Annotated in this window: 19 protein-coding genes; 5 read left to right on the forward strand and 14 right to left on the reverse strand. The window is 67.4% G+C overall.

From position 1 onward, the window contains the following. Window positions 1-32 precede the first annotated feature (32 nt). The gene (gene gap / locus AC5P9P_RS08805; protein ID WP_005414333.1) at window positions 33-1,037 is read right to left on the reverse strand and encodes a type I glyceraldehyde-3-phosphate dehydrogenase; all 1,005 of its coding nucleotides are present in this window, start codon (window positions 1,035-1,037) and stop codon (window positions 33-35) included. Between the two features lie 191 nt (window positions 1,038-1,228). On the opposite strand from gap, the gene AC5P9P_RS08810 reads away from it, so the two are divergent. The 3 genes from AC5P9P_RS08810 to AC5P9P_RS08820 all read left to right on the forward strand — a co-directional run bounded on the left by AC5P9P_RS08810 (window position 1,229) and on the right by AC5P9P_RS08820 (window position 3,721). After that, window positions 1,229-1,858 carry an OmpW/AlkL family protein gene (locus AC5P9P_RS08810; RefSeq protein ID WP_005410839.1) on the forward strand — a complete coding sequence of 210 codons (630 nt, stop codon included), beginning with the start codon at window positions 1,229-1,231 and terminating at the stop codon, window positions 1,856-1,858. Between the two features lie 232 nt (window positions 1,859-2,090). Next, window positions 2,091-2,909, forward strand: a complete 819-nt coding sequence (locus AC5P9P_RS08815; protein WP_111109000.1) for a S1/P1 nuclease — start codon at window positions 2,091-2,093, stop codon at window positions 2,907-2,909. Between the two features lie 11 nt (window positions 2,910-2,920). Beyond that, window positions 2,921-3,721: an MBL fold metallo-hydrolase gene (locus AC5P9P_RS08820; RefSeq protein ID WP_322535007.1), complete on the forward strand. Its 801-nt coding sequence runs from the start codon at window positions 2,921-2,923 to the stop codon at window positions 3,719-3,721. A 55-nt stretch (window positions 3,722-3,776) separates the two neighbouring features. On the opposite strand, the gene AC5P9P_RS08825 is transcribed toward AC5P9P_RS08820, so the two are convergent. From AC5P9P_RS08825 to AC5P9P_RS08835, 3 genes are read right to left on the reverse strand one after another with little or no spacing between them, the layout of a single operon-like run. Next, on the reverse strand, window positions 3,777-4,340 hold the full coding sequence (locus AC5P9P_RS08825) for a hypothetical protein (RefSeq protein ID WP_024958475.1): 564 nt from the start codon (window positions 4,338-4,340) through the stop codon (window positions 3,777-3,779). Further along, window positions 4,337-5,536: a M56 family metallopeptidase gene (locus tag AC5P9P_RS08830; protein ID WP_288416271.1), complete on the reverse strand. Its 1,200-nt coding sequence runs from the start codon at window positions 5,534-5,536 to the stop codon at window positions 4,337-4,339. The genes AC5P9P_RS08825 and AC5P9P_RS08830 overlap by 4 nt, the downstream gene beginning before the upstream one ends. Continuing rightward, a complete protein-coding gene (locus AC5P9P_RS08835; protein WP_288416268.1) occupies window positions 5,529-5,894 on the reverse strand; it encodes a BlaI/MecI/CopY family transcriptional regulator in 366 nt (121 codons plus the stop codon). Before AC5P9P_RS08835 ends, AC5P9P_RS08830 begins: the two co-directional genes overlap by 8 nt. 118 nt (window positions 5,895-6,012) lie before the next feature. Between AC5P9P_RS08835 and AC5P9P_RS08840 the strand changes: the two genes are divergently transcribed. Both AC5P9P_RS08840 and AC5P9P_RS08845 read left to right on the forward strand, forming a co-directional pair. Continuing rightward, the gene (locus AC5P9P_RS08840; protein WP_495232696.1) at window positions 6,013-6,570 is read left to right on the forward strand and encodes a flavin reductase family protein; all 558 of its coding nucleotides are present in this window, start codon (window positions 6,013-6,015) and stop codon (window positions 6,568-6,570) included. Between the two features lie 34 nt (window positions 6,571-6,604). Further along, the gene (locus AC5P9P_RS08845) at window positions 6,605-8,557 is read left to right on the forward strand and encodes an acetyl-CoA hydrolase/transferase C-terminal domain-containing protein (protein ID WP_100443405.1); all 1,953 of its coding nucleotides are present in this window, start codon (window positions 6,605-6,607) and stop codon (window positions 8,555-8,557) included. A 125-nt stretch (window positions 8,558-8,682) separates the two neighbouring features. On the opposite strand, the gene tkt is transcribed toward AC5P9P_RS08845, so the two are convergent. The 10 genes from tkt to AC5P9P_RS08895 form a co-directional block, all read right to left on the reverse strand. Next, window positions 8,683-10,680, reverse strand: a complete 1,998-nt coding sequence (gene tkt / locus AC5P9P_RS08850; RefSeq protein WP_164133537.1) for a transketolase — start codon at window positions 10,678-10,680, stop codon at window positions 8,683-8,685. A gap of 215 nt (window positions 10,681-10,895) precedes the next feature. Beyond that, a complete protein-coding gene (locus AC5P9P_RS08855; RefSeq protein ID WP_005410848.1) occupies window positions 10,896-12,215 on the reverse strand; it encodes a dicarboxylate/amino acid:cation symporter in 1,320 nt (439 codons plus the stop codon). A gap of 57 nt (window positions 12,216-12,272) precedes the next feature. Further along, window positions 12,273-13,988, reverse strand: coding sequence for a BatD family protein (locus tag AC5P9P_RS08860; protein WP_288417277.1), 1,716 nt, complete (start codon window positions 13,986-13,988; stop codon window positions 12,273-12,275). After that, window positions 13,985-15,829 (reverse strand): VWA domain-containing protein, encoded by a 1,845-nt coding sequence (locus AC5P9P_RS08865; protein ID WP_495232708.1) that lies wholly within the window; start codon window positions 15,827-15,829, stop codon window positions 13,985-13,987. Before AC5P9P_RS08865 ends, AC5P9P_RS08860 begins: the two co-directional genes overlap by 4 nt. Continuing rightward, window positions 15,826-16,830, reverse strand: a complete 1,005-nt coding sequence (locus tag AC5P9P_RS08870; RefSeq protein WP_445950093.1) for a vWA domain-containing protein — start codon at window positions 16,828-16,830, stop codon at window positions 15,826-15,828. Before AC5P9P_RS08870 ends, AC5P9P_RS08865 begins: the two co-directional genes overlap by 4 nt. Then, window positions 16,827-17,276: a DUF4381 family protein gene (locus AC5P9P_RS08875; RefSeq protein WP_184014309.1), complete on the reverse strand. Its 450-nt coding sequence runs from the start codon at window positions 17,274-17,276 to the stop codon at window positions 16,827-16,829. Before AC5P9P_RS08875 ends, AC5P9P_RS08870 begins: the two co-directional genes overlap by 4 nt. Beyond that, the gene (locus tag AC5P9P_RS08880) at window positions 17,273-18,202 is read right to left on the reverse strand and encodes a DUF58 domain-containing protein (RefSeq protein ID WP_005414346.1); all 930 of its coding nucleotides are present in this window, start codon (window positions 18,200-18,202) and stop codon (window positions 17,273-17,275) included. Before AC5P9P_RS08880 ends, AC5P9P_RS08875 begins: the two co-directional genes overlap by 4 nt. A gap of 8 nt (window positions 18,203-18,210) precedes the next feature. Beyond that, on the reverse strand, window positions 18,211-19,236 hold the full coding sequence (locus AC5P9P_RS08885) for an AAA family ATPase (protein WP_164133534.1): 1,026 nt from the start codon (window positions 19,234-19,236) through the stop codon (window positions 18,211-18,213). A gap of 198 nt (window positions 19,237-19,434) precedes the next feature. Continuing rightward, a complete protein-coding gene (locus AC5P9P_RS08890; protein ID WP_005410855.1) occupies window positions 19,435-21,402 on the reverse strand; it encodes a type IV pilus secretin PilQ in 1,968 nt (655 codons plus the stop codon). A gap of 21 nt (window positions 21,403-21,423) precedes the next feature. Beyond that, the gene (locus AC5P9P_RS08895) at window positions 21,424-21,927 is read right to left on the reverse strand and encodes a pilus assembly protein PilP (RefSeq protein WP_044571441.1); all 504 of its coding nucleotides are present in this window, start codon (window positions 21,925-21,927) and stop codon (window positions 21,424-21,426) included. Window positions 21,928-21,945 lie beyond the last annotated feature (18 nt).

The following is a 21,945-nucleotide window of genomic DNA, read 5'->3' on the forward strand; positions in this document are numbered from 1 at the left end:
AGGCCGGGGTCCGTGTGCGATCTTCGCCGGCCTTACTTGGCGGCGATGACCTTGGCCATTTCCAGGCACTTGTTCGAGTAGCCCCACTCGTTGTCGTACCAGGTGACCAGCTTGACGAAGGTGCCGTCCAGGGCGATGCCAGCGTCGGCGTCGAACACCGAAGTGCAGGTTTCGCCGCGGAAATCGGTGGCCACCACCTTGTCTTCGGTGTAGCCCAGGATGCCCTTCAGCGGGCCTTCGCTCTGTGCCTTCACTTCCGCGCAGATCTCGGCGTAGGTGGCTTCCTTTTCCAGTTCGACGGTCAGGTCGACCACCGACACGTCAGAGGTCGGGACGCGGAAGCTCATGCCGGTCAGCTTCTTGTTCAGTTCCGGGATGACCACGCCGACGGCCTTGGCCGCACCGGTGGACGACGGGATGATGTTCTCCAGGATGCCACGGCCACCGCGCCAGTCCTTGTTGGACGGGCCATCGACGGTCTTCTGGGTGGCGGTTGCCGCATGCACGGTGGTCATCAGGCCGCGTTTGATGCCCCACTTGTCATTGATGACCTTGGCCAGCGGGGCCAGGCAGTTGGTGGTGCACGAGGCGTTGGAAATGATCGCCTGGCCGGCGTAGGTCTTGTCGTTCACGCCGTAGACGAACATCGGCGTGTCGTCCTTCGACGGCGCCGACATGATGACCTTCTTGGCGCCGGCATCGATGTGCTTCTGCGCGGTTTCCTTGGTCAGGAACAGGCCGGTGGCTTCCAGCACCACGTCGGCACCGACTTCATCCCACTTCAGGTTGGCCGGGTCGCGTTCCTGGGTCAGGCGGATCTTCTTGCCGTTGACCAGCAGGTCGTTGCCCTGCACTGCCACGTCGGCCTTGAAGCGGCCGTGCACGGAGTCGTACTTGAGCATGTACGCCAGGTAGTCCGGCTCCAGCAGATCGTTGATGGCCACGATTTCGATGTCGTCGCCGAAGTTCAGCACCGCCGAGCGCAGGACGTTACGCCCGATGCGACCGAAACCGTTGATACCAACCTTGATTGCCATTTCTCAAGCTCCTGCGGCCGCTACGGGTGCGGCGGGATGGATAGGGCCCACAAGTCTAGCAAACCGGGGCTGGCCACCGTGGGCCAGCGCCCGGGCCAGAGGGCCGGCGGACAGGATTTGATCCGGATCAAAGCGTTAGCACGGCGTGAGGCCGAGACTGTCGCCATCCACCCAGCAACGAGATCACCCCCATGCGCAAGACCTCCCCCCTGATCCTGGCCGGCCTGGCCGCCGCCCTGTCCCTCGCCGCCGCCCCGGCCATGGCCCAGTCCAAGGGCGACTGGACCGTCTCGGCCGGCGTCCACCAGGTGGCGCCGAAGTCGAACAACGGCTGGCTGGCCGGCCACACGCTGAAGGTCGACGTCGACAACGACGTCAAGCCGACCATCACCGGCGAGTACTTCATTGCCGACAACCTGGGCATCGAAGTGCTGGCCGCGCTGCCGTTCAAGCACGACATCAACATCAATGGCCTCGGCCGCGTCGGCAGCACCAAGCAGTTGCCGCCGGTGGTGACCCTGCAGTACCACTTCAACAGCAAGGGCAAGGTCTCGCCGTTCGTCGGCGCGGGCGTGAACTACACGACCTTCTTCAGCGAAGACACCACCGGTGCGCTGGCCGGCAGCAAGCTGAAGCTGCAGGATTCGTGGGGCCTGGCCGCGCATGCGGGCATCGACTTCGCGATCGGCGAGAAGGGCGCCCTGCGTGTGGACATGCGCTGGATCGACATCGACAGCAAGGTGAAGTTGAACGGCGAGAAGATCGGCACGGTCAACATCGATCCGCTGGTCTACGGCGCTTCGTACGTCTTCAAGTTCTAAACGGTGTGTTGGGCGCGGGGGCTTCGCCCCCGCTCCCCCGCCATACGCAAAACCCTCGCAGCATGTTGCCCCGGTGATTGCCGGGGCTTTTTTTGTGCCTGGGACTGAAGCGGTTCCGGAGCTGGGGCAAGGCGGGGAGCAGAGCCGGGACACGCCGCCCCTCCCGCTGCGCTCCCGCTTCGGAACAGGAACGCGCCGCTCTTCAATCCACCTACACCGCTAGAATGTGCGCATGAAAGCCCTGCATTCCCTGTTCCTCGCCGCCGCCCTGGCGCCGGTCCTGCTGTCCGCTTCCGCCCCCGCCCATGCCTGGGGCGCACAAGGCCACCGCCTTGTCGCCGAAGTCGCCGACGCCCGTCTCAACCCCGCTGCCCGCGCAGAAGTGGACCGCCTGCTGGCCACCGAACCGGACGCCACGCTGGCCAGCATCGCCCCGTGGGCCGACCAGCTGCGTGCCAAGGATCCGGGCCTGGGCCGTCGCTCGGCCGGCTGGCACTACGTCAACATCGCCGAAGACAATTGCCATTACGAAGCACCGAAGCACTGCAGGAACGGCAACTGCATTGTCGAGGCGCTGAAAGCACAGAGCGCCATCCTCGGCGACCGCAGCCTGACCGATGGCGAGCGCCTGCAGGCGCTGAAGTTCGTCGTGCACCTGGTCGGCGACATCCATCAGCCGATGCACGCCGGTTACGCGCACGACAAGGGCGGCAACGATTTCCAGCTGCAGTTCGGCAACCGCGGTACCAACCTGCACTCGCTGTGGGACAGCGGCATGCTCAACACCCGCAAGCTGGACGACGCGGGCTACCTGCCGCTGCTGCAGAGCCAGCGCGCGCCGAAGCTGGCGCGCCAGTCCAACCCGCAGCGCGACCCGCAGACGTGGGCCGAGGCCAGCTGCCGCATTTCCATGCAAGCTGGCGTTTATCCGGCCACGCGTAAAATCGGTGACGAATACACCGAGCGCTACCGGCCGCTGGCCGAAGCGCAGCTGCGACTGGCCGGTGAAAACCTGGCGCAGTTGCTGAACCGCGTGCTCGGCGCGCGCTGAGGAGGATTCCAATGTCAGTCCAGGTGCAGTCGTTCTTCCACCGTGACAGCAATACCTTCAGCTACCTGGTCAGCGACCCGGCCAGTAGCGAGGCAGCGCTGATCGACCCGGTCCTGGACTACGACCCGGATACCGACGCCAGCAGTGAAGCGCCGCTGCATGCCGCGTTGCAGGCCATCGAGCAACACGGCCTGCAGCTGCGCTGGCTGCTGGAAACCCATGCCCACGCTGACCATGTGTCGGCCGGGCGGCGCCTGAAGCATCGGTTCCCGCAGGCCACGCTGGCCATCGGCGAAGGCATCCGCGCGGTACAGGCAACGTTTGCACCACGCTATGGCCTGCAGCTTCCTGCCGCAGATGAAATCTTCGATCACCTGTTCAGCGACGGCGAAACCTTCGCTCTGGGCGAACTGCGCTGCCAGGTGATCGCCGTGCCCGGCCATACCAGCGACAGCATCGCCTACCTGATCGACGATGCGCTGTTCACCGGTGACTCGCTGTTCATGCCCGATGGCGGCACCGCCCGCTGTGACTTCCCGGGTGGTGATGCCGCGCAGCTGTACCGCTCGATCCAGCGCCTGCTGGCCCTGCCCGATGCAACGCGCGTGTTCGTCTGTCACGACTACGGCCCGGGTGGACGCAGTTTCGCCAACGAAACCACCATCGGCGAACAGCGCGCGCACAACATCCACGTGCATGACGGCGTAGCCGAGGCGGAGTTCGTCAGCGTGCGACAGGCCCGTGATGCCATGCTGGAAGAACCGAAACTGATGCAGCCCGCAGTGAAGGCCAACATCCAGGGCGGGGCCTGATCGACGCCGCTGTACTGGCCGGGCATGGCCCGGCGCCACCCGGCATCACGCGCGATCATTTTCCCTGCGTGCGGACCGTCTGCCGGCCCTTCACGACCTCGAAGGTGAAGGCGTACTGCAGGGTGACGGCCACCGGTTCGACCCGCTCGGCACTGCGGCAGTCGCCGCGATCTGCCGGCACTTTACCTGCCGCGAAGTGGCAGACTGCGGCAGACGAGTACTTCCACATGGCAACCGCCTCCTGCGCTGCCTGCAGCAAGGGCGCATTCTCCGGTGCCTCACCCGCACTGCATTCGCTGCGGTCGGTCAGCGGGATGCTGCGCTCAACGCTGCCCTGCGCATCCACCACCACCTGCAGGCAGACCGTAGTCGGCGGCAGCGAGGTGCGTGGATCACGCTCGCCCACTACCGGGTCCGGTGCCGTATGCAGTTGTGGCATGCGGTAGCCTTCGCTGGCGGCCAGTGCGTAGGGCTGGATCTGGCCGGTCCCTCCCCCCGCATCGGGTCGCAGGCGCTGGTGACCGACATTCTCGCTGCGGGTATCGGCCGTGGTCAGGCGATCCTGGGTTGCACATCCCGCCAGCAGCACGGCCATCATCAGCAGCGGCGCTCGCTTCACTTCGTGTCCTCGGTGTCATCCATGGCGTAGGTAATCGGGACGCGCACGGCACCGGCCACCGGCTTGCCGTTCTTCACTGCGGGCCGATAGCTCCAGCTGCGCGCCGCAGCAATCGAGACAGCATCGAACACCCCCGGATTGGTGGCGCTGAGCACCTGGACGTCGGTGGGATGGCCTTGGGCGTCCACTTCCACGCGCAGGTTCACCACGCCCACCTGGCGCTGCTCGACCGCAGATTTCGGATAGGACGGTGGCGGCATCTTGTCGACCTGGATCTCCCGGTCCATGACGGACCCTGCCGCGCCTCCCGCGCCTCCGCCCTGGCTGGCCCACGCCACCGCTCCCATTCCCAGGCACACCCCGACCACCAGTACCTGTCCCGACACCCACGGCAATGCCTTCCGCTTGGACTGCTTCAACATCGCGATGCGCTCCTTCAACACGGGTTGGCTGCGCCAATGGCAGACCGCGGGCGCAACCGGTTGGACCAGCTGCGCCTTCAGCAGCGTGCTGGCGTAGAGGCCGCGCAGCGCAGGCTGCGGGCCGATGGTGCGGGCATCGCAGGCCAGTTCCTGGTCGCGCAGGAAGCGGCGTGCGGCCCAAGGCAGCAACGGGTGGAACCAGAACACCGCGCGCACCAGCAGCAGCGCGCCGTTGGCCCAGTGGTCGCCATTGCGACGGTGGCTGCGCTCGTGCTGCAGGATCAGGCCCTGTTCCTGCGCGCTGAACTGCTGATCGAATTCCGGGCCAACCACGATGCGCGGCCGCCACAGGCCAACCAGGGCTGGCAGACCCGGGTCGCCGCTCGCCTGCCAGCTACCATCGGTGCGCGGCGTCAGTGGACCCATGCTCCGTTCGAAACGGCGCTGCGCACGCAGGTCGCGCAGCAGGCAGAGGCCCATGCCCACGGCCCAGAATGCCAGCAACAACCCGGCCCATGGCAAGGACTGGCCGGCCGCTCCATCAATGGCACCGGGCAGCACTTTCAGCGGCAGCGTGGGTACCTGCTGCAACAACGCAACCTGCGGCAACGGCAGCATCAGTGCCACCAGCAGCATCGGCAGCAGCCACCAGCTGCGGTATGCCAGACCAGCGCCCCCCAATCGCACCAGCAGCGGCCGCATCACCGCCAGCAGGACCGCGCCCACCGCCAACCACAGGCTGGCCTGCCACACTCCGTTGAGCAGCTCAGTCATGGTCCAGCTCCTGGATCAGTTTCTTCAGTTCGGCGATGTCCTGCGCACTCAACTGGCCGCGTTCGCTGAAGTGCGCGACCAACGGCGCAACGCGCCCTTCAAAGACACGGCCGATGAAGTCCTGGCTCTGCGCCTCCACCCACGCCTGGCGCTGCAGCAGCGGCCGGTACAGGTAGCGCCGGCCATCACGCTCGGCAGCAATCGCGCCCTTGGTCAGCAGACGATTGAGCAGGGACTTGATGGTCGGTTCGGCCCAGTCGCGGTGGGCCAGTGCGGCTACCACTTCATCGGCGCTACGCGGTGCCTGCTGCCACAGCACCTCCATCACAACGGCTTCGGCTTCGCTGATCGGGGTCATGGTTTACATCCGTAATCGACGCAACGATTACGCGCGTAATCGAATCGTCTGTCAAGCCCCTCGACTCCAGGTTCATCCCGGCTGCGCCAGCATCGATGCCTCCCGCTCCAGGCCCCGGATGAAAGCGCTGCCCAAGAAGGATTTCCCGGTCGAGCAGGCCCACCGCTTCCTCGAACCTGGCCCGATCGTGCTGGTCAGTACCGCCTGGCGTGGCCAGCGCAACCTGATGACGATGGGCTGGCACATGGTGATGGGCTTCTCGCCGTCATTGGTCGCCACCTACCTGTGGGACGCGAACCACAGCCACGCGCTGGCCCGTGGCAGCGGCGAGTGCGTGATCAATGTGCCGGGCGTGGAACTGCTCGACACCGTGGTGGACATCGGCAACTGCAGCGGCCGCGAGGTCGACAAGTTCGCCCGTTTCGAGCTCGATGCGCTGCCCGCGCGCGAGGTCGGCGCGCCGCTGGTCGGCCAATGTCATTCGTGCTTCGAATGCCGACTCTACGACGACAGCCAGGTGCAATCGAGCAACCTGTTCATCTGGGAAATCGTGCGCGCCCACGTCGCGCCCCGGCCGAAACTGCCGCGCACGGTGCATTACCGGGGCGATGGCCAGTTCATGGTGTCCGGCACCGAAGTCTCGCGTCGACGGCGGTTCAAGCCCGACATGCTGTAATGCCAGCACTCCCCCACACGCAGGACCGCCGCGCATGACCGAACACCTCACCGACCTGGACGCCGCCGTCGACTGGTTGTTTGCGCGCGTGGACGGGCCGCTGCGGATCGGGGCACCGCTGGCACTGGGCAAGCCGCATCGGCTGCTCAATGCCCTTTATGCACGCGTCGAGCACGATCCATCGCGACCGCTGCAGCTGTATACCGCGCTGTCGCTGAACCCGCCGAAGGCGCGCGGCAACGGCCTGGAAGCGCGCTTCATGGCGCCGTTCGCGCAGCGCCATTTCGGCGACGATTTCCCGCGCCTGGCCTATGCCGATGCGATCGCGCGCGATGCACTGCCGGCACATGTGCAGGTGGAAGAGTTCTACATGCAGTCCGGCGCCCTGCTCGGTTCGCGCCAGGCGCAATCCAGCTATACCAGCCTGAACTACACCCACGCCGCCGATGCGGTCGCGCAGCGCGCGCCGCAGGTGATCGTGCAGAAGGTGGCGATGCGGCCGAACGATCGCCGGCTTTCGCTGTCGTGCAACAACGACATCACCCAGGACACGCTGGATGCGATGACCGCGCGCGGGCTGCCGCGCCCGTTGCTGATCGCCGAGATCGATCCGCAGCTGCCTTACATGGGCGGCTCGGCCACGGTCGATGTGTCGTTCTTCGATCTGGTGATCACCCCGCCGCCGCCGTACCCGGCGCTGTTCGGGCTGCCGCGGCAGCCGGTGGGCGATGCCGACTACGCCATCGGCCTGTACGCCAGCACGCTGGTGCGCGACGGCGGCACCCTGCAGATCGGCATCGGCACGCTGGCCGACGCGCTCAGCCATGCGCTGGTGCTGCGCCACACCGACAACGCGCGCTACCGCCGCGTGCTGCATGCGCTGGATCCACAGCTTGCCAGCCACCCGCTGGTGCAGGAGATCGGCGGACTGGATCCGTTCGAGGTGGGCCTGTACGGCTGCAGCGAGATGCTCAACGAAGGCTTCCGCCGGCTGGTGCAGACCGGGGTGATCAAGCGCAAGGTGCACGACGACCTGGCGCTGATGCAGCGCATCGAGAACGGCAGCACGCTGTCCATCGACCACGCCACCCTGGCCGCCGAGGGCGAGTACCTGCACGGCGCGTTCTACCTGGGCTCGCCGGAGTTCTACGAGTGGCTGCGCACGCTGCCGGAAGACGAATGCCGTGCGATCGGCATGCGCCGCATCAGCGAAATCAACCAGCTGTATGGCGGCAACGAGACGCTGGAGCGCCTGCAACGCCGCCATGCGCGCTTCTTCAACTCCTGCATGATGGCCACTGCACTGGGCGCGGCCGTGTCGGATGCGCTGGACGACGGACGTGTGGTGTCCGGCGTGGGTGGCCAGTACAACTTCGTGGCGATGGCACATGCCCTGCCGGAAGCGCGCAGCGTCTTGATGTTCCGCGCGGCGCGCGATGACAAGGGCCAGCGCGAATCCAACGTGCGCTGGAACTACGGGCACACCACCATCCCGCGCCACCTGCGCGACATCTACCTCAACGAATACGGCATCGCCGACCTGCGTGGACTGACCGACGAGGACTGCGTGCATGCGATGACGGCGATCACCGAAGCCCCGTTCCAGAGCGGCCTGCTGCAGCAGGCGCAGGCCTCGCGCAAGCTGCTGGCAGCCACGCAACCGGATCCGGAGCGCCAGCAGCGCAACACGCCACAGGCGCTGGCGGCGGCGCTGGCACCGTTCCGCGCCGACGGCAGCCTGCCGGACTATCCGCTGGGCAGCGACTTCAACGAGATCGAGCAGGTGCTGGTGAAGGCGCTGGGTTGGCTGAAGGCCAACACGCAGACCCGCGGCGACAAGCTGCGCACGGTCTGGGCGGCTCTGCGGCAACCGGCCGGCGACGGCGATGCGGTGTACCTGCAGCGCATGGGCCTGCAGGCCCCGAAGGATTTCGCCGAACGTCTGGACGCGCGACTGCTGCGGCTGGCGCTGGCGCGCACCGCCTGAGAAAAGGGGACGGAGGGGATTAAGTCGCATGTGCACAAACGACTTAATCCCCTCCGTCCCCTTTTTCCTGCGGCAAAGAAAAGGCCGGCGTGCGCCGGCCTTTCCTCATTACGTCGCGAAGCTGCTTACAGCGACTTGGCCGCTTCCACCACGTGGGCAGTGGTGATGCCGAAGTGCTTGTACAGCTGGTCGGCCGGGGCCGAGGCACCGAAGGTGTCGATACCGATCACGGCACCGTCCAGGCCGACGAACTGGCGCCAGAAACCGGTGACGCCGGCTTCCACCGCCACGCGCTTGCGCACGGCGTTCGGCAGCACCGATTCACGGTAGGCCGCATCCTGGCGCAGGAACACGTCGGTGGACGGCATCGAGACCACGCGGGTCTTGAGGCCGGCCGCGTCCAGCTGGGCCTTGGCTTCGGTGGCCAGCGAGACTTCCGAACCGGTGGCGATCAGGATCACGTCCGGGGTACCGTCGGCATCGGCCAGCACGTAGCCACCGCGCTCGATCTGGGCGATCTGCTCGGCGTTGCGCGGCTGGTGCGGCAGGTTCTGGCGGCTGAACACCAGGCAGCTCGGGCCGTCCTGGCGGGTGATCGCGGCCTTCCAGCTCACCGCCGACTCGACCGCATCGCACGGACGCCACACGTCGTTGTTCGGGATGTAGCGCAGCGAGGCCAGGTGCTCCACCGGCTGGTGGGTCGGACCGTCTTCGCCCAGGCCGATCGAGTCGTGGGTGTAGACGTGGATGGCGTGGGCCGGGATCAGCGCGCTCATGCGCACGCCGTTGCGGGCGTAGTCGCTGAACACCAGGAAGGTGGCGTCGAACGGAATGAAGCCACCGTGCAGGGCCAGGCCGTTGGCAATGGCGGTCATGCCGAACTCGCGCACGCCGTAGTACACGTAGTTGGCGTTGGCGTCGTCGCTGGCAACCGATTTGCTGCCCTTCCAAAGGGTCAGGTTGGAGTGCGCCAGGTCGGCCGAGCCGCCGACGATTTCCGGCAGCAGCGGTGCGTAGGCTTCGATGGCCAGCTGCGAGGCCTTGCGCGAGGCGATTGTCGGGCCTTCAGCGGCCACCTGGGCGATGTAGGCATCGGCCTTGGCAACGAAGTCGGCCGGCAGTTCGCCATGCGAGCGGCGGGTCAGTTCGGCCGCTTCAGCCGGGTACTGGCTGGCGTACTTGTCGAACAGCTGTTCCCATTCGGCCTGGCGCAGCGTGCCGGCGCCGTTGGCGCGCCAGCCGTCGTAGATCGCCTGCGGGATCTCGAACGGACCGTATTCCCAGCCCAGCTGCTTGCGGGTGGCTTCCAGTTCGTCCTTGCCCAGCGGTGCGCCGTGGCTGGATTCCTTGCCCGCCTTCTTCGGCGAACCAAAGCCAATGGTGGTGCGGCAGCAGATCAGGGTCGGCTTGTCGCTCTGCGACAGCGCGGCCTCGATGCCGGCCTTGATGCTCTCCGGGTCATGACCATCGACATCGCGCACCACGTTCCAGCCATAGGCCTCGAAACGCTCCGGGGTGTTGTCGGTGAACCAGCCTTCGACGTTGCCGTCGATGGAGATGTGGTTGTTGTCCCAGAAGCAGACCAGCTTGTGCAGGCCCCAGGTACCGGCCAGCGAAGCGGCTTCATGCGACACGCCTTCCATCAGGCAGCCATCGCCCATGAACACCCAGGTGCGGTGGTCGACCACTTCCAGCTCCGGGCGGTTGAAGCGCTGTGCCAGCAGCTTCTCGGCCAGGGCGAAGCCCACGGCATTGGCGAAACCCTGGCCCAGCGGGCCGGTGGTGGTTTCCACGCCCGGGGTCTCGTGGCGCTCCGGGTGACCGGCGGTGTGGCTGCCCAGCTGGCGGAACAGCTTCAGCTGCTCGATCGGCAGGTCGTAACCACTCAGGTGCAGCAGCGCGTACTGCAGCATCGAACCGTGGCCGTTGGACAGCACGAAACGGTCGCGGTTGAACCAGTGCGGGTTGCTCGGGTTATGGCGGAGGTAGTCGTTCCAGAGGACTTCGGCGATGTCGGCCATGCCCATGGGCATGCCGGGGTGGCCGGACTTTGCGGTTTCAACCGCATCGGCGGCAAGGAAGCGGATGGCGTTGGCCAACTGGCGACGGGTAGGCTGCGTCATGGTTCTGTCGGAATCGGGAGGCGGCCGCGGACGTGCGGGCGGCCTATTGTCCCATAGTCGCCGGGCGGGGGGTCGGTTCACCTTGCCCGGTCGTGCCGGCCGCTGGCCGGCAACGTCGTCATCTCCCCCGGATTCCGCATGTGAAGCGGGGTCGGAGCCCTTTCCCTGCGGAAAGGAATCCGACCCCGATCAGGTCGCCAGCAGTGGCGTTGGACTCAGTCCTGCTGCGGGCCCAGCGCCGGGCCGTCGTGCGATTCGCCCTTGGCCACCAGGGTGGTCAGGGCCAGGTCGCCGGTCACGTTCAGCGCGGTACGGCACATGTCCAGGAAGTGGTTCACGCCCAGGATCAGGCCGATGCCCAGCGGGTTCACGCCCACCATCGCACAGATCATCGCCACCACCGGCAGCGAGCCCGACGGCACGCCGGCGGTACCGATGCCGCCGAGGATGCAGACCGCCATCACCATGATCTGCTGGCCGATGCTCAGGTCCACGCCGAAGAACTGGGCCAGGAAGATCACCGTCACGCCCTCGAACAGCGCGGTGCCGTTCTGGTTGGCGGTGGCACCCACGGTCAGCACGAAGCGCGACACGCGCTGCGGCAGGCCCATCTGGTCGGCCACGCGCAGCGCGGTCGGCAGGGTGGCGTTGCTGGAGGCGGTGGAGAACGCCATCACCGTCGCTTCCTGGGTATCGCGGAAGAACGACAGCGGCGAACGGCCGGACAGCCACACGGCGGTACCGTAGGTCACGATCATGTGCAGGCCGAGTGCCAGCACCACCACGCCCACGTAGGCACCGAGGCGGATGATCAGCTCGAAGCCGAACAGCGCGGCCAGGTTGAACATGAAGCAGGCCACCGCATACGGAGCCAGGCGGATGACCAGGTTGATCAGGGTCATCGAGATTTCAAACACGCCTTCAATGGCGCGGCGCAGCGGGGCGACCTTCTCGTTGTCGGTCAGCACCATGCCGATGCCGAACATCAGCGCGAAGAACATCAGCGACAGGATCGCACCGTTGTCCGACGCGGCCTGCAGCACGTTGCTCGGCACGATCGACAGCAGCATGTCCATGCCCTTCGGCGTGCCATGGATGCCGGCAACGATTTCCTTGCTGCGCTCGGCGTTCTCCGAAAGCATCATGGCGGCGACCTGTGGATCGACGCCGGCGCCCGGCTTGAGCAGGTTGACCAGCACCAGGCCGATGCCCACGGCGATGCCGGACAGCAGCACGGTGTAGGCCAGGGTCTTCCAGCCGATGCGGCCGAGGGCGCGGATGTCGCCCATCTCCGACACGCCCATGATCAGCGCCGAGAAGATCAGCGGCACGATCAGCATGAAGATCAGGTTGAGGAACAGGCCCGACGCCGGGGTGGTGATGTAGTCCATTACCCACTTGGCACCGGCCTGCAGACCATCGACGCTGCCGCCCAGGGCGTGCACGATCAGTCCCAGGATCAGGCCGATCGCAAAGCCGATGCCCATCTTCCAATGCAGGGGCAACTTCTTCTTGTCGGCAGCAGCTGCTGTCATGCGCGGGTTTCCTCGAAAAATGAATGCACTCTAACAAAGCGCGCAAGCGGCGCCGGTTCAGGTTCGCCGCGTTGGATACAGCGGCGCCAGGCCAGTGTCAGCGGCGCCGGTAGCCGCCGACCAGTGCGGTCCGTCACGGAAGACCTCGCGCAGACGCGCGCGCAGCGATGCCAGGTCGCCCTGCCCGCCCCAGCGTGCCTGCTGCAGGTCCTGCAGCACCTGGCGCTGGCCAGGGTCATCCAACCGCGCGATGACCTGCTCGATGCGCTCAACCCCGGCCATCGCGCACAGCTGCGCTTCCACCTGATCGAAGCCTTCGCCATCCAGCGTGCGGCGCAGTTCGGCCAGGCCGGCGCGTCCGCGCGCCACAGTCGGCACAGAGGGCCTGCCGGCTGCAGGCGTCGCCGCACGCGGTCGGCGGCCTCGCTGCCAGCCCCACAACAGGGTCAGCAGCCACAGCAGCGCCAGTCCGATGGCCGCGCCCATCCACGGCCACGGGCGTTCGGCCAGGCCGCTGGCGCGCGGATCGGTCGCGGCGATGCGGCTGTCCTGGCCATCGCCGTCCGGCAGCGCAGCATCGGTGTCGATCGGCGGCAGCGGCGCAGGTGAAGCACTGCCACCGCCACTGCCGGCTGCGACAGCCAGTGTCAGGTCCGGCAGCTTCGCTTCCTGCGCCTTGCCTGCGCGCACATCCCACCACGGCAGGCGCGGCCCCGGCACCACCAGCGAGCCTGGCTGGCGCGGCACGATCGAATAGCGGCGGGTGATCTTCAGCCGCGGCGTGCTGCCATTGAACGATTCTTCGTACTGCGCAGGTTCGGCGAATACCTGCGCACGGGTGCCCAGATCCGGCACCGGCAGGTCGGTGAACTGTGCACGGGTTGCCCCTTCGGCAATCGCCTCGACCACCACAGTGGCGGCCTCACCGGTACGGGCGCTGGTCGGCGCACCGGTGTAGCGCAGCTGGAGGCTCTGCAGCGGAAGCCATGGCTGCGGCGCCTGTGCCGGTTGCGCCTGTACCTGCAGCGTGCGATCGGCGCCGGTGGCATTCATGCGGCCGTCGCCGCCGCCGAAGAAGTCGTCGAAGAAGCCACCGGCACTGCGCCCACTGAAACGCGCACCGGCCAGCCGAAGTGCACCGCTGCGCTCGGGGATCAGCAGGAAGCGGCGCTCGACCACGTTGTAGCGGCGGCCGTTGACCTGCCGCACATCGGTGCGGTCATCGCCTACCCGCTGCAGCGACGCACCCGCCGGGGTATCCAGCACCAGTTCGCCAGAGGCCAGCTGAGAGGCGAAGAACAGCCTCACCACCACGCCTACGCTCTGCTGCACGTACGGCGTTTCGTCATCGACAACGGTTTCGATGAATGCCACCGCATTGCTGTCGGGGCCGGCCACGGCAGCGGCATCCACCTGCAGGGTCAGCGGCGCGGTACGTGCACTGCCCACCTGCAGGCCCGGCACCACCAGTGCACCGCTGCGCCGTGGCGTCAGCGCCACGCCATACAGGTTGCGCTGCTGCATGCTGCCGTTGCTCCACTCCACCTGGCGGCTGCTGGTCTGCCCGCTGAGGTCGAAATCGGTGCGCAACGGTGTGAAGTCAGGGGCGCCCTGGTCGCTCTCGACATTGAGCGTGACCGTGTCGCCCATCGCGATGCGGTCGCGGTCAAGCCAAGCGCGCGGCTGCGCCCAGGCCAGCAGCGGCAGCCACAGCAGCAGCGCCGCCAGTACCTGTCGGGGCCAGTGCCCGTGCATGTTGATCGCCCGCGTCATCGCCCTTCCCTCTTCCTGCGTTCATTTTCCAGCTGGAACTTGGCCCGCAGCAATGCGCCCGGATCATCCGGCACGCGCCGCATCCACGCCTCGACCGCCTGTTGCTCCTCGCGTTGACGCGGAGTAGTGCCGTCACTGCCTGGCACGGGTTTGCCATCCTGTTCGCCCTTGCCCTCACGTGCCTGCTGCATCGCCTGCTGCATGCGCTGGCGCTGCTGCTCATCAGCCTGGGCCTGCGCCTTGGCATCCTCCACCTGTGGTGGCGCCTGCTGTCCATCACGGCCACGCTCACCGGGCTGAGGCGCCGACTGCGCGTCGTCGTCACCCGCCTTGGGCTGCCCCTGCTGGCCCTGCTGAGATGGTGGCTGACCCTGTCCTGGATCCTTCTGGCCCTGCTGCGGTTGCTGGCCCTGCGGGTTCCGCTGGCCCTGTGAATTGTTCTGCTGCTTCTGCTGCCCGTTCTGCTGCGGTTTCTGCTGGTCCTGGCCCTGCCCCCCCGACTGCTTGCGCTTGCGTGCGGCATCAACCACGGCACGGTTGGCGGCCGCATCGGCCATGCCGGGATGCAGCGCCAGCGCGCGGTCGTAGGCGGCGATGGCTTCGTCGTAGCTGCCCTGGCGCGCCAGCGTGTTGGCCAGGTTGTACCAGCCCGCATCACTGTCGATGCCCTCGAACTGCTTGCGCGCAGTGGAGAAGTCGCCCGCGCGATAGGCCTGCACGCCGTCGGCCAGGCGCTGGTGCTGCAACTGGTCGGCGCGCTTCCACAGCGTGCCCTGCGATGACGGCGAAGCGGGCGCTGAAGGTGCCTGCGCCTGCACATCCCCCATCCAAGGCAACAGGCCCACCGCCAGCACTGCGGCCAGCAGCGCGCGGCGTCGGAAGGCGAGCAGCGCCAACAGCATCACCGGTGGCAGCAGCCAGAATCCTTCATCGCGCCATTGCCTGCCCTCGCCGGGCCGCTGCGCCGCAGTACCTTCGCGTGCATCAAGCACACCCAGTGCGCGCAGGTCACTGCCATCGGCGGTGATGCGCGCATAGCGACCGCCACCTGCCGTCGCCACCGCACGCAGGCGGCCTTCGTCCAGCGCAGCCTGGCGGATCTGTCCGCTGTCGTCACGATACGCCGCACCCGCCGGTGTACCGAGCCCCAGCACCGACACCTGCAGGCCGAGACCACGTGCCTGCGCGGCCGCCAATGCAGCTTCACCATCGGCTTGATCGGTGACCAGCAGAATCTGTCCCTGCGGTGCAGCGATCTGCCGCATCAGCCGCGTGGCCCAGTCGATGCCACGGTCGGCACGCTGGCCATCGCGCGGCATCACATCCGGTGACAAGGCATCCAGATACAGCGCGACGTTGCTGCCGTCATCGGTCAGCGGCGCGACGGTGTAGGCATCTTCGGCGTACACCACCAGCCCCACCTGCCCACCCTTGCGCGCGCGCAGGAGCTCGCCGACCTTGGCCCGTGCCTGCAGCAGGCGCGACGGTGGCAGGTCGGTGGCAGTGATGCGGCTGGACAGATCCAGCACGATCAGCAGCGGTGCGCTGGGCTGGAACATCGGCTGTGACTGCTGCCGCCAGCTCGGCCCCGCCATCGCCAGTGCTGCCAGCGTCCACCCCAGCAGCACTGCCAATGGAAGCCGCACGCGACGGCGAGCACCGGCCACCAGCAGATGCGGCAATAGGTGCGCATCCACCGCCTGCCGCCACGCATCGCTGCGCCGCTGCCGGTAGAGTGCCACGGCGAGAATCACCGGCAAGGCCAGCAAGGCCCACAGCCATTCCGGGCGCAGGAAGTGCAGCGCATTCCAGTCGGGAAGATGGGATGCCAACGCGATCATCGACGGCGCTCCGGCCACATCCAGGCCAATGCCCCCAGCAGCAACGCCAGGCCCAGCGGCCATGCGTAGCGTTCCTCACGCGGGCGCAGGCTCGGTCCCTTCGCCGCGATCGGCTCCAGCCGGTCCAGTTCGGCGTAGATGCCGGCCAGCTGCGCGGTATCGCGTGCGCGGAAGAACTGGCCACCTGTCAGGCTGGCAATCTTCTTCAACGTGGCCTCGTCGACCGGGTCCTGGTCGGCGGAAATGGGGATACCAAACAGGCGCATGCTTCCATCGCCACCAAACGCAACGGTGTGGATGCGTACACCTTCGGCCTGCGCGACTTCGGCCGCACGCAGCGGTTCGAGCACGCCGGCATTGCTGACGCCGTCGGTCAGCAGGATCAGTACACGTTGCCCTTCCGGCTGACTGCGCAGGCGCTTCACCGCCAGGCCGATGGCATCACCGATGGCCGTCTCGCGCCCGGCCAGGCCGACCACGCTGTCGCGCAGCTGGTCGCGCACACTGGTCAGGTCCGCAGTGAGTGGGGTGAGCGTATAAGCGCGGTCGCCGAAGATCAGCAAGCCGATGCGATCGCCGGCACGACGATCCAGGAAATCAGCCAGCACGGCCTTGGCTGCGGTGAGGCGATCTACCGCCTGCCCACCCAGCACCATGTCGCCCTCGCCCATGCTGCCGGACACGTCCATCGCCAGCATCATCTGCCGGCCCTGCTGCGGTGGCGTGATCGCTTCGCCCAGCTGTTGCGGGCGAGCCAGTGCGACGCACAGCGCGCACCAGCCCAGCCACAACAGCAGCGTACGCGGCCACGACACATCGACGCGGCCGCCACCGGCCAGCGCTTCCAGTTCCGTCGCCGCATAGGGCACGCGCAGCGCAGCGCCGGGATCGGCACGACGCTTCCACCAGCGCATCAGCAGTGGCAGCGGCAACGCCAGCAGGGCCAGCGGCCACGTCAGCTGCAGGTCCGGCCATGGCCAGTAACTTGCCAGCAGGTTCATCGGCGGCGCTCCAGCAGCATCGCCAGGTAGCGCTCGCGCGCCCAGCTACGCATGGCCGCCACTTCGCTGGCGTCCACGCGGGGACGATAGGCACCTTCGGCCAGCAGGCTGCGGTGCGCGTCGGGCAACGTGCCCTTCGGATCCACGCGCTGCCACCAGGCATCGTCGCGCAGGGATTCACTGCCTGGCTGTGCCTGCCGCGCAGCACGGCGCAGCAGGCCGGCGATCACCGCCAGCTCCGCGGTGGCATCGGCGGTGGTGGCCAGCTCCTGGTCGAACGCCTGCAACCAGCGTTGGCGACGACGGCGGCGTTTCCACCACAGCAGGGCCAGCGCCAGGATCACCAGCAACACCGCGCCACCGACCATCAGATAGCCGGGGGCCGGCGGCCACCACGACGGTGCCGGCGGCAACTGCACATCGCGCAGCGGAAGGTTGGCGCTCATGCCGGCACCTCGGTTACCGGTGGTGCCAACCAGGCGTCGCTGGGCGCATCGGTGGACAACACCTGCACGTCAACGCGGCGTGCGCCGAGCTGGCGGCGCAGCGCCTGCAGTGGTTCGACGAAGTGCGCCTGCCAGTGCGCCTGCACCTCGCTGCGACGCAGGTCGAGGCCAATGCGCTGCTGCGCGGTCTGGAACTGCAGGGCCGCCGAGGGCGGTTGCAGCTCGAGGGGATCGACCAGCAGCACCAGGCTGAGGTCATGGTGCTGGGCCAGCGCGCTCCAGCGCACGACGGGAATCCGCGCGGCCTGCTGCGGATCGGCCAGCACCAGCATGCGCGCCCCGGGGCGCAGCACGCGGGCGGCATGGTCCAGCGCGCGCTCCAGGCCGAGATCGTCGGCGGGCGGCTGTGTGTACCAGCGGGTGAGCGCGTCGAGCACGCGCAGTACACCACGCGGCCCACCCGCAGGTGCAATCGGCGCTTCGCGGTCACTGCCGCGCAGGGCACCCACGCGGTCACCGCGACGCTGTGCCGACCACGCGGCAACGGCGCCCGCGCGGGCCGCCTGCACCGACTTGAATCGCACGCGGGTGCCGAAATACAGCGCCGGCGACGTATCGGCCACGATCAGGCTGACCCGCTCGCGTTCGGCCTGGAAAAGCTTGGTATGGGCACGCCCGGTCCGCGCGGTCACGCGCCAGTCGATATGCCGGGCATCATCACCGGCCACGTACTCGCGTGACTCGGCATACTCCATGCCACGCCCACGCAGCGGCGACGGCGCCTGCCCGGCATTACCGGCACGACCACGGCGCGGCGGCGGCGGCCGCTGTGCCAGCCGGCGCAGCGCCACCAACTCGGACAGGTGCGGGCGCAATCCGTCGCCATCACTGACGGTGGATGCGGCTTCCAGGGATGGATCGGTCATGCGCGGGCTCAGGGTGCCGGCACCCGGGCCAGCAGCTCCTGCACCAGGCGTTCGCCATCCCAGCCTTCGGCGGTGGCTTCGTAGCTGGGCAGCACGCGATGGCGCAGCACGTCGGCGGCAACCGCACGCACATCGTCGGGGGTGACGAAGTCACGGCCGGCCAACCAGGCGCGTGCACGGGCGCAGCGTTCCAACGCAATGGAACCACGCGGGCTTGCGCCCCAGGCGATGCGGCGCCCGAGGCCGGCGTCATAGCGCGACGGATCACGCGAGGCCAGCACAAGTTCGACCAGGTAGCGCTCCAGCGCCGGCGCCATATGCAGGTCCAGCACTTCGCGGCGGGCGTCGAACACATCCTGCATCGGCAACTTCGCCGGCGCGGGTGCCGCCTCGCCCAGTGCGCCACGGGCACGCTCGCGGGCGAGCCGCAGGATCTCCGATTCGGCCGCCTGGTCCGGATAGCCGATGCGTACGTGCATCAGGAAACGGTCCAGCTGCGCTTCCGGCAGCGGGAAGGTACCTTCCTGCTCGATCGGATTCTGCGTGGCCATCACCAGGAACAGCGGCGGCAATGCATAGGTGTGGCGGCCAACGGTGACCTGGCGCTCGCCCATCGCTTCCAGCAAGGCCGACTGCACCTTGGCCGGCGCACGGTTGATTTCATCGGCCAGCAGGATCGGATGGAAGATCGGGCCGGGTACGAATTCGAAGCGCCCTTCCTGCGGGCGCCAGATCTCGGTGCCGGTCAGGTCGGCCGGCAGCAGGTCGGGGGTGAACTGCACGCGGGCGAAATCCGCCTCCAGGCGCGAGGCCAGCGCGCGGATGGCCGTGGTCTTGGCCAGGCCCGGCGCGCCCTCCACCAGCAGGTGGCCGTCGGCCAGCAATGCGATCAACAGGCGTTCGACCAGGGCCGCCTGGCCGACGATTTCGGCCGACAGCGCGTCGCGCAGCTGGTTGAAGGCGCCATGCAGGCGGGAGGTGGCCGGCGCGGGCGGCGGGGAGATGGTTTCGGGCATCGGCGGTGGCAGGTTCATGGGGGCCTTTGACCGGCGCGGGACGGCACGGGTTCCCGACATCATCGCAGGGTGCCTTGCGATTGGCATCAAGAACGGCTGAACGGGCAACTCATCCACGCATGGCGTGGATCTACCGGATCATCCGCGGATTACGTCCGGCATGAACGAAGAAGGGCCGCACATGGCGGCCCTTCTTCGTATCGCGGGTGCGCTGGCTCAGTTCTGCCTGGCCACGCGCAGCACCTTCGGGGTGACGAACACCAGCAGCTCGGCCTTGTCCTTGCTGCGGCCACGCTTCTTGAACAGGTTGCCCAAGAACGGCACATCGCCCAGGAACGGAACCTTGCTGATGCTGTTGCGGTCGGTGAACTCGTACACACCACCGATGACCACGGTCTGCCCGTCCTCGACCAGCACCGCGGTGTTCACCTCGCGGCGGTTGATCGACGGCACGGTGCCATAGCCTTCCAGCTGGATCAGCCGGTCCACTTCATCCTTCTTCACCTGCATGTTGAGGAACACGCGGTTGTCGTTGGTGATGGTCGGGGTGACCTTCAGTTCCAGCACCACTTCCTTGAACTGCACGTTCGGCGTAGCGACACCGCCCGCACCGGCGCTGATGGTCACATAGCCGATTTCCTTACCCTGCTTGATCAGAGCCTCGCGCTGGTTGGTGGTGACCACGCGCGGGTTGGAGATCACTTCACCACGCGACTCTTCCTGCATGGCCGACAGCTCGACGTCCAGCAGGTAGCCGGCATTGAGGATCGACAGCGCAAGCGAGCCTGCCGGGTTGGTGGACGCCGCCGGCATGGCCCAGTTCAGGCCACGGGTGATTGCCGAGCCGACCGGCACCGGCGCCGGGCCCGTACTGCCACCGGCCAGCCAGTCGCGGTAGGCCTTGGCGTTGGTCGCATTGGCTTCGACCTGCGACTTGCGGGTTGCCTCGTTGGCTTCCAGATTGCCACTGAAGTAGGCGTTGTCGCGGCTGCCACTGATGCCGAACCGCGCACCCAGCTCACGCGCGAACGTATCGGTGGCGATCACGATGCGGCTTTCGATCAGCACCTGGTCGACCGGGCGGTCGATCACGTTGATCAGCTCACGCATGCGCGCGATCTTCTTCGGAATGTCGCTGATCATCAGCGTGTTGGTGCGCTCGTCGGCAACGATGCGGCCACGGCCGGACAGGAAGCCGCTTTCCTCCTGCGACGACCCACCGCCACCGCCACCTGCGCCACCACCGCCACCGCCGCCGATGCCCTTGGCTTCGGTCAGGGCTTTGAAGATCTGGGTGGCGCTGTGGTAGTTGATCTGGACGTAATCGGTCACCAGGTCTTCGCGGTTCTCGATGGCGATGCGCGCGTCTTCCTTCTCCTGCTCGAACTTGGCCAGCTCGGCCTGCGGGCCGACCCAGATCACGCTGCCATCGCGTCGCTTGTCCAGGCCCTTGGCACGCAGCACGATGTCCAGTGCCTGGTCCCACGGCACGTTGACCAGGCGCAGCGTCACATTGCCCTGCACCGAGTCGGAGGCCACCACGTTGAGGTTGGACTCTTCGGCGATCAACTGCAGCACGGTGCGCACCGGCACGTCCTGGAAGTTGAAGGTCACCGGCTTGCCGGTGAAGCCACGCTGGCCGACGGCCTTTGCGGCCTGGGTGACGCTGCCGGCGGTCACTGCACCGACGGCGGCCGGAGCCTGTCGCGCGCTGATCTCCACCACATATTCGTTGCCGCTCTGGTAGGCCAGCGACTCCACCGCACCGCCGGTGCTCAGCACCAGCTGGGTGCCGGCGCCGGACGGCTTGGCGTCGATGCGCTGCACCGGCGTGGCGAAGTCGACGACGTTCAACGGCTTCTGCAGGTTGGCCGGCAGGCGGGCATTGCCCACGTCGACCACCACGCTGTTGCCCTGCGTGCGCAGGTCCGGGATCGCGCCCTGGCCGTCAAACTGCACGATCAGGCGGCCCGCGCCATCATCGCCGCGCTTGAAATCGATCTTGGCCACCGACAGGCCGGCCGGTGCCGCGGCCGGTGCGACGGTGGTGCCCACCGGCTTCTCCGCCGGTGCGGCGGCCAGCGCCGGAGCGCAGGCCAGCATCAGCGCGACTCCCAACGCGCTGACACGGTTCAAGGTAGAGCGCCGGTTGGGACGCAGCCCCTTGGCTTGGTGAAAGGTCATCGTGCTATCCCCAGTAAACGATCATTGATCTTCAAGCGAGAGCGTTGCCGGCCGTTCCAGCCAGCCACCCGCGCCATCCGGCACCAGTTCGATCAGCTCCACACGGTCTTCGAAGACCGCAGTGACCCGCCCGTCGCTCTGCCCCAGGTAACCGCCCGGGCGCACCCGGTAGGTCACCTTGTCCGGCCCCATCACCAGTGCGACGGTGCCGCCGCCGGTGCCGATGGTACCGACCATGTCCAGTGCGTCCAGCGGGAAGCCCTCCAGGGGCTCCTTGCGCCGGTTCGGATCCGGCCGCAATCCGCCATTCCCCTGCGGATTGGTCCAGGCATCGGTGAACGGATCACGCAGGCCCTGCGCGGAGTATTCGAAGGTCTCGAACTGCTGCATCACAGGCAACGGTTCCAGCGGCTGCGCCGGCCGGGCACGTTCGCCTTCCACCCACTTCTCGAGATTCGGCGCATCGCCCGGCGTGCTGGTCACGCCACGGCCGCAGGCAGCCAGCAGCAATACGGCAGCGGCCATCCCGCAGCGTGCAAAGAA

The sequence above is a fragment of the Stenotrophomonas sp. YJH_SMC_14-1 genome (genome assembly GCF_059372275.1).